This window comes from Halomonas sp. A11-A, assembly GCF_003182195.1.
In the GTDB taxonomy this organism is placed as follows: domain Bacteria; phylum Pseudomonadota; class Gammaproteobacteria; order Pseudomonadales; family Halomonadaceae; genus Halomonas; species Halomonas alkalicola.
Genome location: NZ_QGTM01000002.1, coordinates 90,795 through 103,542, shown reverse-complemented (window position 1 = coordinate 103,542; position 12,748 = coordinate 90,795). Strand labels below are relative to the sequence as shown.

At 69.6% G+C, this 12,748-nt stretch carries 12 protein-coding genes and 2 tRNA genes; 2 read left to right on the top strand and 12 right to left on the bottom strand.

Annotation, left to right across the window (positions count from 1 at the left end; translation table 11 throughout):
• Positions 1-44: 44 nt before the first annotated feature.
• The 3 genes from DER72_RS02620 to dapA are packed head-to-tail and all read right to left on the bottom strand — an operon-like array spanning position 45 to position 2,727.
• Entirely contained in the window at positions 45-833 is a 789-nt protein-coding gene (locus DER72_RS02620) for an MBL fold metallo-hydrolase (protein ID WP_110068455.1), read from the bottom strand.
• Positions 833-1,798, bottom strand: coding sequence for a lipoprotein, NlpB (locus DER72_RS02615; protein ID WP_110068454.1), 966 nt, complete (start codon positions 1,796-1,798; stop codon positions 833-835). Before DER72_RS02615 ends, DER72_RS02620 begins: the two co-directional genes overlap by 1 nt.
• Before the next feature lie 44 nt (positions 1,799-1,842).
• Positions 1,843-2,727: a 4-hydroxy-tetrahydrodipicolinate synthase gene (gene dapA, locus DER72_RS02610; RefSeq protein ID WP_110068453.1), complete on the bottom strand. Its 885-nt coding sequence runs from the start codon at positions 2,725-2,727 to the stop codon at positions 1,843-1,845.
• Positions 2,728-2,924: 197 nt separating this feature from the next.
• Here dapA and DER72_RS02605 point away from each other — a divergent pair, with 197 nt between their 5' ends.
• On the top strand, positions 2,925-3,398 hold the full coding sequence (locus DER72_RS02605; protein WP_110068452.1) for a peroxiredoxin: 474 nt from the start codon (positions 2,925-2,927) through the stop codon (positions 3,396-3,398).
• 44 nt (positions 3,399-3,442) lie between these two features.
• On the opposite strand, the gene DER72_RS02600 is transcribed toward DER72_RS02605, so the two are convergent.
• Both DER72_RS02600 and DER72_RS02595 read right to left on the bottom strand, forming a co-directional pair.
• Entirely contained in the window at positions 3,443-4,543 is a 1,101-nt protein-coding gene (locus tag DER72_RS02600; RefSeq protein ID WP_110068451.1) for an AI-2E family transporter, read from the bottom strand.
• Positions 4,540-4,788, bottom strand: coding sequence for a sulfurtransferase TusA family protein (locus tag DER72_RS02595; protein WP_110068450.1), 249 nt, complete (start codon positions 4,786-4,788; stop codon positions 4,540-4,542). Before DER72_RS02595 ends, DER72_RS02600 begins: the two co-directional genes overlap by 4 nt.
• A 151-nt stretch (positions 4,789-4,939) precedes the next feature.
• Here DER72_RS02595 and DER72_RS02590 point away from each other — a divergent pair, with 151 nt between their 5' ends.
• On the top strand, positions 4,940-6,403 hold the full coding sequence (locus tag DER72_RS02590) for a M48 family metalloprotease (RefSeq protein WP_110068449.1): 1,464 nt from the start codon (positions 4,940-4,942) through the stop codon (positions 6,401-6,403).
• Positions 6,404-6,419: 16 nt separating this feature from the next.
• On the opposite strand, the gene nadA is transcribed toward DER72_RS02590, so the two are convergent.
• The 7 genes from nadA to DER72_RS02555 form a co-directional block, all read right to left on the bottom strand.
• Positions 6,420-7,448 (bottom strand): quinolinate synthase NadA, encoded by a 1,029-nt coding sequence (gene nadA, locus DER72_RS02585; RefSeq protein ID WP_110068448.1) that lies wholly within the window; start codon positions 7,446-7,448, stop codon positions 6,420-6,422.
• A 306-nt stretch (positions 7,449-7,754) separates the two neighbouring features.
• Positions 7,755-7,830, bottom strand: a tRNA-Lys gene (locus tag DER72_RS02580).
• A 29-nt stretch (positions 7,831-7,859) separates the two neighbouring features.
• A tRNA-Lys gene (locus DER72_RS02575) sits at positions 7,860-7,935 on the bottom strand.
• A 76-nt stretch (positions 7,936-8,011) separates the two neighbouring features.
• A complete protein-coding gene (rluB, locus tag DER72_RS02570; RefSeq protein WP_110068447.1) occupies positions 8,012-8,863 on the bottom strand; it encodes a 23S rRNA pseudouridine(2605) synthase RluB in 852 nt (283 codons plus the stop codon).
• Entirely contained in the window at positions 8,860-9,720 is an 861-nt protein-coding gene (scpB, locus tag DER72_RS02565; protein ID WP_110068446.1) for an SMC-Scp complex subunit ScpB, read from the bottom strand. The genes rluB and scpB overlap by 4 nt, the downstream gene beginning before the upstream one ends.
• Positions 9,717-10,643 carry a ScpA family protein gene (locus tag DER72_RS02560; RefSeq protein ID WP_110068445.1) on the bottom strand — a complete coding sequence of 309 codons (927 nt, stop codon included), beginning with the start codon at positions 10,641-10,643 and terminating at the stop codon, positions 9,717-9,719. The genes scpB and DER72_RS02560 overlap by 4 nt, the downstream gene beginning before the upstream one ends.
• Before the next feature lie 236 nt (positions 10,644-10,879).
• A complete protein-coding gene (locus tag DER72_RS02555; protein ID WP_375153254.1) occupies positions 10,880-12,646 on the bottom strand; it encodes a DEAD/DEAH box helicase family protein in 1,767 nt (588 codons plus the stop codon).
• Positions 12,647-12,748 lie beyond the last annotated feature (102 nt).

Genomic DNA, 12,748 nt, shown 5'->3' with positions numbered 1-12,748 from the left:
GGAGGCTTGGGGTAGGTGGTAGTAGGGGAAGCGCAGGGCAAGGGTCAGGCAATGGCCTGCCACGCCAGGCCCGCCTCCTGGCAGGAGACCCTGAGCCGTGAGTCGTCGCCGTCGAGCAGCGGCACCAGGGCCGCCAGGGCCAGCTCGGGGCGGTTGTTGTGTTCCGACAGGTGCGAGCAGACGATGTGCTGCAGGCGGTCCAGGCCGAGGCGCGGCAGCAGGGCGGCGGCCTGGACGTTGGCCAGGTGCCCCCAGTCGCCGCCCACCCGGCGCTTCAACCGTGGCGGATAGGGGCCATCGGCCAGCATCTGCACATCGTGGTTGCACTCCAGCACCAGGGCGTCGCAGCCGGCGAAGGCCTCGGCCACGTGTTCGGTGGGGTGGCCCAGGTCGGTGAGCACCCCCAGGCTACGCTCGCCGCCGTGGACGCGAAACTGCACCGGTTCCCGGGCATCGTGGGGCACGGTCACCGGGTCGATGGTCAACCCCTTGACCGCGAAGCGTGACTGGGGGGTGATCCAGTGGCGGCTCGGCAGCTCGCCGAGCCGCCCCGAGGCCCAGGTGCCGGGCGTCAGGTAGATCGCCACGCCGTGGCGTCGCGCCAGGGGGCCGACGCCGCGGATATGGTCACCGTGCTCGTGGGTGACCAGCACCGCATCGAGCTGGCGCGGGTGCAGCCCGAAGTCGGCAAGCCGACGCTCGGTCTCGCACAGGCCGAAGCCGCAGTCCACCAGCAGGTGGGTCTCGCCGTCGCTGACCAGGGTCGCATTGCCCTTGCTGCCGCTGCCCAGGGAGGCGAAGCGCAGCCTCCCGGCCTGCTGCCCTTCCGTCATCAGCGCAGCAGGCCCGATACCCGTTCGAGCAGCTCGCGCTGGTCCTCGGGGCTGAAGCCGCGCTCGCTGGCGTTCACCGCCCGCAGCACGGTCTGCCGGGGGCCTTCGGACTCCAGCACCAGGCGGATCTGCTGGTGCATCTGGCGCACGTCGGCGCTGAAGACGATCTGCAGCGGATTGCGGTTGCGCTCGGTGACCGTCATGTAGCTGATCAGGAACTCGTGACTCGCCGGGTCGCTCTCCAGCAGTTCGCGGCGCTCCTCCACGGTGAAGTCCTGGCGCAGCTGGTGATCGAGCTCGGCCCAGGTGCGATCGAGCTCCAGCGGGATCTCGACGAGCCACTCGTCGCCACGCTGCGCGAGGCTGAGGCGCGACTCGCCGGCCAGGCGCTGGGCGGCCAGGGACGAGGCGCTGGCGGTGGCGCTGCGCGCGTCGAAGAAGGACTCCAGGGCGTCCAGGCAGGCGCCCACCGGGGCCCCGCCCTGGTCGCAGCGCACCTCGCTGTCGCCGGCGCGCAGCCCCTGGCGCACGCTCAGGCGCGCCTGGCCGGTCTCGATCACCCCGCGGGAGGAGTCGCTGGCCTGGATGCCCAGGCCTCGGCTGCGGGCGAAGTCCTCGAGCTGGGGCCAGACGGTGCCGGGGTCGGCGCCCACCACCAGCCAGGCGTCGCGGCCGATGGTGCGGCGCTCGACGAAGTCGCGCTCCACGGCGCGACCGGCGCCCAGGGCCTGGGGGCTCGGCGCGCGGAAGCGGCCATCGGGGGCCTGGAAATCACCCGCCGCCTGAGGCACCGGCATGGCATCGCGGTAGCGCTGGGGGTCCCGGGTCTCGGGCAGGGTCAGCGCCGGGGCGATACGCGCCTCGGCGTAGTCGACGTTGCGGTCGTGGTAGTAGCCCTCGGGGCGAGCGCAGCCCGCCAGGGCCACGGCGGCCACCAGAGGCAGCCATTTCAGCGCTGAGTTCATGCGTCTACCTTGCATCAGTTCTCCAGGTTCCGGCACGACGCCGATCAGTCCTCGATCACGCCGGCCAGCTGCAGGGCCTCGCTGATCGTGGAGTGGTACTTCTCCGAGAGCCAGGTGAGCGGCAGGCGGATGCCCGGCTCGACGAGCCCCATGCGGTAGAGCGCCCACTTCACCGGGATCGGGTTGGATTCGATGCCCAGGTTGGTGTGCAGCGGCATCAGCCGGGTATTGAGCTGGTGGGCGCGGTCGGCATCGCCGGCCACCGCCGCGACGCACAGGTCGTGCATGGCCCGGGGGGCCACGTTGGCGGTCACCGAGATATCCCCGTGGCCGCCCATCAGCATGAAGTCGCAGGCGGTGGCGTCGTCGCCGGAGTAGAGCATGAACCCGCTGCCCTTGAGCCGCGAGATCAGGTCCTCTGCGCGCTCCAGGTTGCCGGTGGCATCCTTGAGACCGACGATGTTGTCCACCTCGGCCAGGCGCAGCACGGTCTCGTTGTAGAGATCGCAGGCGGTGCGGCCGGGCACGTTGTAGAGGATCACCGGCAGCTTGCTGCCCTCGGCCACCGCCTTGAAGTGGCGGTAGAGGCCTTCCTGGGTGGGCTTGTTGTAGTAGGGGCAGACCGACAGGCAGTAGTCGGCCCCCACCTCGCTGGCGTAGCGCGCCAGCTCCACCGCCTCGGAGGTGGCGTTGGCACCGGTGCCGGCGATGACCGGGATGCGGCCATCGACCTCCTCCACCACGGTGCGGATCACGTCGAAGTGCTCGGCGAACGACATGGTGGTGGGCTCGCCGGTGGTGCCAGCGGCCACGATGCCATCGGTGCCGTTGTCGAGGTGGAAGTTCACCAGGCGACGCAGCGCCTCCCAGTCGATGTCGCCATTGACCTTCATCGGCGTCGCCAGGGCGACGATACTGCCAGTGATCATCCGTTCTTTCCTCTTGATTCGACGGCTGCGCCACGGCCCGGTACCCACCGGGTCGTCAGGGGGCGGGGCCCGTGGCCCGCATCAAGGGTCAAATGGTACTCAGCCGGCCAGAGCCTGTACAGCGAGGCGCACCACTTTGACAGCGCCGCGCCGCTTGCGTGTAATCAAGCTCCCCCACCAACGCGCAGGAGACTTCCATGAGCGTGAGTACAGGCCAGCCGGTTCCCGACTTCACCGCCACCGCCACCGGCGACACCACGGTCACCCTCTCCGAGCTCAAGGGCCGGCAGGTGGTGCTCTTCTTCTACCCCAAGGCCAGCACCCCGGGCTGCACCACCGAGGGCGGCGACTTTCGTGACCGCAAAGAGGCCTTCGAGGCCGCCAACACAGTGATCTTCGGCGTCTCCCGGGACGGCATTCGCGCCCAGGAGAACTTCAAGGCCAAGCAGAACTTCAACTTCGAACTCATCTCCGACAAGGACGAAGCCATCTGTCGCCTGTTCGATGTCATCAAACTCAAGAAACTCTACGGCAAGGAGCACCTGGGCATCGAGCGCAGCACCTTCCTGATCGACGCCGAAGGCAACCTCGCCCGGGAGTGGCGCGGGGTCAAGGTGCCGGGTCACGCCCAGGAGGTGCTGGAGGCCGCCCAGGCGCTACACGCCGGCTGATGCGAGGGGCCTGCGCCGCCGACGCAGCCGCGCAGGCCCGGGGCTCACTCCTCGGCCAGGGCCTCGGCCGCCTCCTCGCGCTTGTGCCGCTGGATCCCCCTCGGCCAGGCATAGACCAGCGCCTTGAGCAGGGTGGCCAGGGGAATGGCGAAGAAGATCCCCCAGAAGCCCCAGATCCCGCCGAAGAAGAGCACCGCCACGATGATCGACACCGGGTGCAGGTTGACCGCCTCGGAGAACAGCACCGGCACCAGCACGTTGCCATCCAGCGCCTGGATGATGCCGTAGGCGATCAGCACGTAGACGAACTCGCTGGTCATGCCGAAGTGGAAGCCGGCCACCGCCGCCACCGGCAGGGTGGCCACCGCCGCGCCGATGTAGGGCACCAGTACCGAGAAGCCCACCAGGACCGCCAGCAACGCCGAATAGGGCAGCCCGAAGTAGGCGAAGGTGAGAAACGAGACGGTGCCGACGATGATGATCTCGATGAACTTGCCGCGCACGTAGTTGGCGATCTGGTCGTCCATCTCGTGCCAGATGCGCGTCATCAGGGCGCGCTTCTGAGGCAGCAGCGAGAGGGTAAAGTCCACCAGCTTCTCGCGATCCTTAAGCAGGAAGAAGACCAGGATCGGCACCAGCACCAGGTAGATAATCAGCGCCAGCACGTTGCCCAGGGAGGCCAGCGATAGGGTCAGGGCGCGCTGGCCGAACTGGGTCATCTCGCGGCCGGCCACGGTGATCCAGTTCTGGATCTGGTCGGGGGTCACCAGTTGCGGGTAGCGCTCCTGCAGGTCGTCGAGCAGCTGCTGGCCGCTGGCGAGCATGCGCGGCGTCTCCTGCACCAGCCCCACCAGCTGGTTCCAGATCAGCGGCATCAGGATGAAAGCCAGGGCCAGCAGCAGGCTGATGAACCCCAGGAACACCAGGCTCACCGCCAGCAGATGGGGCACGTGGTGTCGCTCCAGCCAGCCCACCGCCCCCTGCAGCAGGAAGGCGATCACCAGGGCGGTGAGGAAGGGCGCCAGCATGCGCCCGAACAGGATCACCACGGCGAAACCGAGCACCAGCACTACCAGCAGGATCACCGCCTCCTCGTCGGAGAAGTAGTGGTCGATCCAATTCTTGAAGACCGTCCGCAGGGTCATGAAGTGCCCTCCCCGCCCTTGCGAATCCAGTAGTGGTAGGTGTCACCGCGCTCCTCTCGCTCCAGCAGCTCGTGGGGGCTCTGGGCGGTGAAGGTCTCGAAGTCCCGCCAGGAGCCGGCGTCGGAGGCCATCACCTCGAGCAGCTGGCCCGGGGCCAGGCGCGCCAGCGCCTGCTTCGCCTTGAGCAGCGGCAGCGGACAGGGAAGACCGCGGGCGTCGAGCAGGTCATCGGGTTGCAGAGCCATGATCTCTCCCGGAACAATGGGGGTGGGGCGGATTGCTACCGGACGACGGATGGTCGTGCGGCGCGGAAGCCCTTGGGATTTAAAGGCACTTTACCGGCTGAATCAATGTCAGACCATGGGCCACCTCGGCCCACCACAGGAGACCCCGAGCATGCCGCGCCGTTTTCCCCGACTCGCCGCCGGCGCCCTGTGCCTGGCGCTGGCCCTGCCCGCCGCCGCCCAGTGGACCCAGCCACAGTGGGACAGCACCGCCGGACTGCCGAGCCTGGCCAGCGGCAACAGCCAGGCCGCCAGCGGCGAGGAGTTTCGCCTGGGGCGGGCCTGGCTGCGCCAGTTCCAGGCGCGGGCCCCCCAGTGGCAGGACCCCATCGCCCAGCACTACGTGGAGTCGATGGTCGCGCGCCTGCTGCCCCACAGCGGGCTGGGCGGCAGCCAGCCGCTGGTGACCCTGGTCGACAGCCGCCAGCTCAACGCCTTCGCCGTGCCGGGGGGCATCATCGGGGTGAATGCCGGCCTGTTCGCCTTTGCCGAGGAGGAGGCGGCGCTGGTCTCGGTGCTGGCCCACGAGCTTGGCCATCTCTCCCAGCGCCACTACGCCCGCGGCCAGGCCCGCACCGAACAGACCCAGGTACCCGCCATGGCTGCCATGCTGGCCGGCATGCTGATCGCCGCCGCCGGCGGGGGCGACGCCGGCATCGGCGTGGCCATGGGCTCCCAGGCCGCCTTCATCCAGGACCAGTTGGCCTACTCGCGGCGCTTCGAACAGGAGGCCGACCGCATCGGCCTGCAGGCCATGGCCCAGGCGGGCTACGACCCCCAGGCCATGGTGCGCATGTTCCAGGCCATGCAGCGCATGGCCAGGCTGCAGGGCGGCAACCCACCGGAGTTCCTGCTCACCCACCCGGTGACCGAGTCGCGCATCGGCGATGCCCAGGACCGCGCCGGCCAGCTCTCAGTCGCCGCCCCCCGCGACGACGACCTCCAGTACCACCTGGTGCGCGCCCGCGCCCTGCTGACCATCCACGAGCGCGACCCCCAGCAGGCCATCACCCGACTCGCCCAGGACGACGTGCCCGACGCCGCCCGACGCTACCTGGGCGCCCTGGTGGAGGCCCGTCGGGGCAACGTCGAGGCGGCCCTATCGACCCTCGACGCCCTGGCCCGCCAGGAGCCCGACCTGGGGCTGCTGCCCGCCTCCGCCGCCCAGGTGGCCTTCGATGCCAGCCGCTACGACGACGCCATCGAGCGCAGCCGCCGCCTGCTGCGGCTGATGCCGGGGCACCTGCCCGCCACCCTGACCCTGGGCGAGGCGCTGCTGCAGCGCGACCCCGACGAGGCGTGGCGGGTGCTGCGCGAGCTTGCCGAGCGCCGCCACGAGGACCCGCAGGTGTTCACCCTGCTGGCGGAAGCCGCCGGGCGCAGCGGGCGGGAGGCCTGGGGGCACCTGGCCCGGGCCGAGCAGCTGCAGCTCACCGGACGCATCAGCGAGGGGATTCGTCAGCTCGAGGTGGCCCGGCAGGTGGCCGAGCGGGAGGGAGACGCCGCGGCCACTGCTCGCATCGAGCAGCGCCGCGAGGCGTTCATCGGCTATCAGGAGACGCTGGAGAAGTTCTAGCGCCCAGCGCCCGTGATCAGCGCTGGAAGTTGAGCATCCGCTCCAGAGGCTTCAGCGCCGCCTGACGCAGGGCGTCATCGACGAGGATCTCGCCCGAGCCGTGGCGCAGGGCGTCGGCCAGGTTGTCCAGGGCGTTCATGGCCATCCAGGGGCAGTGGGCGCAGCTCTTGCAGGTGGCACCGTTGCCGGCGGTAGGCGCCTCGAAGAGGGTCTTTCCGGGCACCGCCTGCTGCATCTTGAAGAAGATGCCGCGGTCGGTGGCCACGATCAGCTTGTCGTTGGGCAGCGCCTGGGCGGCCTTGATCAGCTGGGAGGTGGAGCCCGTCACGTCGGCCAGCGCCACCACCGAGGCCGGCGACTCCGGGTGCACCAGCACCGCGGCCTCCGGGTAGAGCGCCTTGAGCTCCTCGACCCCCTTGGCCTTGAACTCCTCGTGGACGATGCAGGCACCGTCCCACAGCAGCATGTCGGCGCCGGTCTTCTTCTGGATGTAACCGCCCAGGTGTTTATCCGGGGCCCACAGGATCTTCTCGCCGCGGGCCTGGAGCTCCTCGATCACCTCCACGGCGATCGACGAGGTGACCACCCAGTCGGCACGCGCCTTCACCGCAGCCGAGGTGTTGGCGTAGACCACCACGGTGCGGTCGGGGTGCTGGTCGCAGAAGGCGGCGAACTCGTCGGCCGGGCAGCCCAGGTCCAGCGAGCAGGTCGCCTCCAGGGTGGGCATCAGCACGCGCTTCTCCGGAGAGAGGATCTTGGCGGTCTCGCCCATGAAGCGCACCCCGGCCACCACCAGGGTGTCGGCCGCGTGGCGGGCGCCGAAGCGGGCCATTTCGAGGGAGTCGGCCACGCAGCCGCCGGTCTCCTCGGCGAGCTGCTGAATGGCATCGTCGGTGTAATAATGAGCCACCAGGACGGCGTTGTTGGCCTCGAGGAGCCGCTTGATCTCCTCGACGCGCGCCTCGTCCTCGGCGGGAATGCGGGTGGGGCAGTAGGTGCGGGTCAGGTACTCGCGTACCTGGGCACGGGAAGTCATGGTCGTCATCGTGTCTACCACTGTGACTGGCAGGGGCTCCCCCTGCGTGATCGGGTACATCGTGGCTCGCGCGCTCCGCGAGGACGATGCGCCGGCTGCCCGGGGCGTCTGTCGCCACCGTCGGCAAGGCCCCTATTCTAGACCAGGAGGCCGGGTTCGTGGCCACTATCGGTGAAGAAATCCGGTCAGGAAGTCGCGCCGCTGCTCCGCTGGGACGCTCGGCGGGCCGAGCCGTTCGGCTCACGGCGCGCCTCAGGGGGCACCCCGGCCAGAAACCAGAACGCCCCGACCTCTGGGAGGCCGGGGCGTCGAATCTGGTGGGTCGTGTAGGATTCGAACCTACGACCAATTGGTTAAAAGCCAACTGCTCTACCAACTGAGCTAACGACCCATGCTTGCGTACAAGCCTGCAGGTCCGGATGGTGGGTCGTGTAGGATTCGAACCTACGACCAATTGGTTAAAAGCCAACTGCTCTACCAACTGAGCTAACGACCCGTCCGAACGGGGGCAGATATTACTGATCCGCCCCCTGGCTGGCAAGGACTTTTTTGCCTTTTGTCGCCGCCGCCGCTCAGCGGCGCGCCTTGGGCTTGCGCATCGCCTGCACCGGCTTGCGCTTGTGCTTGTCGCGGCTCCAGCGGTTCTTCTCGTCCGGGGTGAGATCCGGCACCTTACGTGACTCCAGCCCGGCCAACTCTGCCAGGTCATCGATCTCCTCCTGGGAGAGCTCCACCCACTCGCCGGCCTTGGCCCGCTTGTCGAGGAAGATGTTGCCGTAGCGCACCCGCTTGAGGCGGCTGACGGTGAGCCCCTGGGACTCCCACAGGCGACGCACCTCGCGATTGCGCCCCTCCAGGATCACCACGTGGAACCAGGTGTTGATACCCTCGCCGCCGAACTCCTGGACGTCGGTGAAGCGCGCCGGGCCGTCGTCGAGCATCACCCCCTCAACCATGGCCACCACCTGCTCCTTGGTCACCTCCCCCATCACCCGCACGGCGTACTCGCGCTCCACCTGGGTGGAGGGGTGCATCAGGCGGTTGGCCAGCTCACCGTCGGTGGTGAACAGCAAAAGGCCGCTGGTGTTGATGTCGAGGCGGCCGATAGCGATCCAGCGCTCGCCCTTGAGCCGCGGCAGCCGGTCGAACACGGTGCGCCGCCCTTCCGGGTCCTTGCGGGTACACAGCTCGCCCTCGGGCTTGTTGTACATGATCACCCGCCGCGGCACCTCATCGGCGCCGCGCAGGGTCACCGGGCGGTTGTCGAAGAGTACCTTGTCGCGGGTCTCGATGCGGTCGCCCAGGGTCGCCACCTGGCCGTTGACCTTGACCCGCCCATCGGCGATGGCGGTCTCCATCTCGCGGCGGGAGCCCAGCCCGGCGCGGGCCAGGACCTTCTGAAGTTTTTCGCTGGTAGTGCTCATGAGTCGTTCTCACTGGGTGTGGATTCCGCCCCCGGGGCAGCGTCATCGTCGACGCGGCTCCGGGCACGCTCGGTCAGGCGAGCCTCGAGTTCGGCGAAGCTCAGTCCGGACCGTTCTGACGCCGTCCCGGCGTGGTTGTCGTCGGCCATCCCGGCCGTCGCGTCGGTGGCACCGGACGCGGCCGGTGCCTCCTGATCGGTAGTGCCTGCCGCCTGCTCGCCCTCTTCCGGCACATCGTCGAGGGGCGCATCGGCCTGGGCCAGCAGGTCGTGCTGGGGCGGCGGCGGCGCCTCGTCCTCGCTCATCCACCCAGGCTCCTCGAAGGCCTTGAGCTCGTGCATCGGCGGCAGCTCGTCGAGGGTCTTCAGGCCGAAGTCATCGAGGAAGCTGCGGGTGGTGGCATAGACCGCCGGGCGCCCCGGTACGTCGCGATGGCCCACCACGCGGATCCAGCCGCGCTCCAGGAGGGTGCGCATGATCGAACCGCTCACCGTGACCCCGCGCACCTCCTCGATGTCGCCGCGGGTCACCGGCTGGCGGTAGGCGATCAGCGCCAGGGTCTCGAGCAGCGCCCGGGAGTACCGCTGGGGGCGCTCGTCCCACAGCCGCGAGACCCAGGGCGAGAGCCGCGGGCGGATGCGCAGCTGGTAGCCCGAGGCGGTCTCGAGCAGCTCCATGGCGCCGCGTTCGTGGCGCAGGCCGAGGCGCTCGAGCGCCTCGCGCAGGGCACGCCTTGGCGGTCGCTCGTGGTCGTCGAAGAGCCCGTCGAGGCGCTCCAGGGAGAGCGGCTCGCCGGCCGCCAGCAGCGCCGCCTCGAGGATCTCGTCCAGGGCCTCGGGATACTCCATGGCGGTCATGGCCGCCCTCCCTCCTCATCATCATCCGCGAAGGCGCTCTCGCCCTCGGCTGCCAGGTCATCCAGGTCGCCGGCCTCGTCCGTCTCCACCGGGGTACGGGCGCGCACATGGATCGGCGAGAGCGGGGCATTCTGCACGATCTCGATCATCGCCTCCTTGGCGAGCTCGAGGATCGCCATGAAGGTGACGATCACCCCCGCCCGCCCCTCCTCCAGGCTGAACAGCGCCTCGAAGGGGGTGAAATGATCGTGGCTGAGCCGCTCCATGATGGCCAGCATGCGCTCCCGGGTCGAGAGCACCTCGCGGCTGATGTGGTGCGACTGCACCAGCTCGGCGCGGCGCAGGATGCCGGCCAGGGCGCCGAGCAGCTCGCCGAGTTCCACGTCCGGATGGATCACCCGCGACTCCAGCGGCGGCAGCAACGCCCGCGCCGGGAACCAGTCTCGCCCTAGGCGCGGCAGCTCGGCCAGCGCCTCGGCGGCATGCTTGAGCCGCTCGTACTCCTGCAAGCGCCGGATCAGCTCGGCGCGGGGGTCCTCCTCCTCCTCGTCGCCGCCCTCCTTGGGCGGGCGCGGCAGCAGGGTGCGCGACTTGATCTCGGCCAGCATCGCCGCCATCAGCAGGTACTCGCCCGCCAGCTCGATCTCCATGGCCTTCATCAGCTCCACGTACTCGATGTACTGGCGGGTGATGGCGGCCACGTCGATGGCCAGGATGTCGAGGTTCTGGCGACGGATCAGGTAGAGCAGCAGGTCGAGCGGCCCCTCGAAGGCCTCCAGGAAGACCCGCAGCGCCTCCGGCGGGATATAGAGATCCTCGGGCAGCTCGGTGATCGGCTCGTCGAACAGCCTACCGAGCACCGCGGCCTGCTGGGCCGCCTCGGCGCTCTGCTCGGGGCTGGCGGTATCGGGGGTAGCGCTCACGCGGCGTGCCTCTCCGGAGACGCTGGGTCAACGGCGCAGTCTAGCAAGAGCGGGGCGCCGGAGACAGTTCTGACGCCGCTTCTGCCGACATGCCGCCAGCGCTCGAGGCTATCCCGGCGACAGGCCTTCAGGGAGGCGCTGTGAATACCTCCCTGTACGCTACCGACGCCATCCATGGCGTAGGACCTCCCTTTCGGCCTGTCCCCGGCGCCTCTCGCTCGGACCGTGCATGCCTGCTACTCAGCCTCGCTGGCCTTGCGATAGCGCCCGACATAGTCGAAGAGCTTCTCGCGCACCTGCCAGTGGCGCCCCACCCTGCGCCCCACCGCGAAGTCCGGGTGGCGCAGGCGGCGTCGCTCGGCCACGACCTCCTCCGGCGTGGTGGGCCGAAACGGCACCCCCGGCGCGCGCAGGTGGTCGCGCAGGAAGGCCGCGGCGAAGGCGCCGCGCTGGGCCGGCGTCTCCAGCGCGAACCATTCGCTGAGCGTCGCGCCATCCTCGTCGTGGTAGGTCACCTTGAGCCGCGCCATGCCTCGGCCGTTGACGGTAGCCTCGAGCTGCATGCCGCTGACCCTGAGCACCCGGGCATCCTTGAGGCGCAGCGCCTCCTTGAGCTTGTCGTCGGCATCCACCAGCAGGGTTTGGCAACCGTGGCAGCGCCGGGCGGCGATATCGTTCTCGGCGCCGCAGTCGCCGCATACCTTGAAGCGAAAGCGAAAGTCGCACTGCCGCCTTTTCCCGGCGCCCGACGCCACGCCGCGATTTTCGGCGCCCGACGCCGCGCCATCGACCTGCGGCTCGCCCTCCACCAGCCCCTGGCAGCGGCGGCCGAAGTGCTCGATCACGAGTTCACCGTCGCGCTTGCCCCAGAAGAGGTTGGCATGGCCGCAGGCGGGGCACTCCACCTGCACCGGCTCGCTGTCGGAGTCGGGCTTCGCCGAGCCCACCTCCGGCGCATAGAGCTCCCAGGGGTTGCCGGCGTAGTCGAGGATCAGGCAGTCCCGCTTGCCCGGCGCGAGGCGCAGGCCGCGGCCGACGATCTGCTGGTAGAGGCTCACCGACTCGGTGGGGCGCAGGATGGCGATCAGGTCCACGTGGGGGGCGTCGAAGCCGGTGGTGAGCACCGCCACGTTGACCAGGTACTTGAGCTCCCGGGCCTTGAAGGCGGCGATGAGCCACTCGCGCTCGGCGGAGGGGGTCTCGCCGGTGACCAGCGCCGCCTCGCCCGCCGGCAGGTAGCCGAGGATCTCCTCGGCGTGGGCCACGCTCGCCGCGAAGAGCATCACCCCCTGGCGGTCACGGGCGCGCTCGACCACCTCGGCGATGATCCCCGGCGTGGCGCGGTGGCCCGCCACCACCCGGTTGAGCTCCTCCTCCCGGAAGAGGCCGCTGGCCCCCGGCGCCAGGGCCGAGAAGTCATAGCGCTCCACCGCCGCATCGATGCGCCGCGGCTCGGCCAGATAGCCCTGCTTCACCATCAACCGCAGGGGCTGCTCGAAGACGCAGTCGCGAAAGAAGCAGTCGGCCTCGCCGCGCACCATGCCGTGATGGTGGCGGTGGTAGATGAACCCCTGACCCAGCCGGTAGGGGGTGGCGGTGAGTCCCAGCACCTTGAGGCGCGGATTGGCCGCGCGCAGCCGCTCGATCACCCGGCGGTAGCTGGCGTCCTCGGCGGGGGAGACCCGGTGGCATTCGTCGATCACCAGCAGGGTGAAGTTGCCATCGTCGAAGCGGTCGAGGCCGCGCACCACCGACTGCACCGAGCCGAAGACCACCTGGCGGGCGCTCTCCTTGCGCTTAAGGCCCGCGCTGAAGATATCCGCCGAAAGGCCGTAGGCCTGGTACTTGGCGTGGTTCTGCTCCACCAGCTCGCGCACATGGGCCAGCACCAGCACCCGCCCCCGGGCCAGGCGCGCCAGCTCGGCGATCACCAGGGACTTGCCGCTGCCGGTGGGCAGCACCACCACGGCGGGGTCGTCCGAGCCGCGAAAGTGCCCGATCACCCGGCGCACCGCCTCCTGCTGGTAGGGACGCAGTGCCGGGGCCGCAGACGCCGAAGGCGACCCGGAGGCCGCCTTCTGTGCAGAGCCACGAGGCGACACGTA

What these genes read in the sequence shown, in the direction of transcription:
- DER72_RS02620 (WP_110068455.1), bottom strand. Translation starts at nt 833, where the DNA reads ATGACGGAAGGGCAGCAGGCCGGGAGGCTGCGCTTCGCCTCCCTGGGC.
- DER72_RS02615 (WP_110068454.1), bottom strand. Translation starts at nt 1,798, where the DNA reads ATGAACTCAGCGCTGAAATGGCTGCCTCTGGTGGCCGCCGTGGCCCTG.
- dapA (WP_110068453.1), bottom strand. Translation starts at nt 2,727, where the DNA reads ATGATCACTGGCAGTATCGTCGCCCTGGCGACGCCGATGAAGGTCAAT.
- DER72_RS02605 (WP_110068452.1), top strand. Translation starts at nt 2,925, where the DNA reads ATGAGCGTGAGTACAGGCCAGCCGGTTCCCGACTTCACCGCCACCGCC.
- DER72_RS02600 (WP_110068451.1), bottom strand. Translation starts at nt 4,543, where the DNA reads ATGACCCTGCGGACGGTCTTCAAGAATTGGATCGACCACTACTTCTCC.
- DER72_RS02595 (WP_110068450.1), bottom strand. Translation starts at nt 4,788, where the DNA reads ATGGCTCTGCAACCCGATGACCTGCTCGACGCCCGCGGTCTTCCCTGT.
- DER72_RS02590 (WP_110068449.1), top strand. Translation starts at nt 4,940, where the DNA reads ATGCCGCGCCGTTTTCCCCGACTCGCCGCCGGCGCCCTGTGCCTGGCG.
- nadA (WP_110068448.1), bottom strand. Translation starts at nt 7,448, where the DNA reads ATGACGACCATGACTTCCCGTGCCCAGGTACGCGAGTACCTGACCCGC.
- rluB (WP_110068447.1), bottom strand. Translation starts at nt 8,863, where the DNA reads ATGAGCACTACCAGCGAAAAACTTCAGAAGGTCCTGGCCCGCGCCGGG.
- scpB (WP_110068446.1), bottom strand. Translation starts at nt 9,720, where the DNA reads ATGACCGCCATGGAGTATCCCGAGGCCCTGGACGAGATCCTCGAGGCG.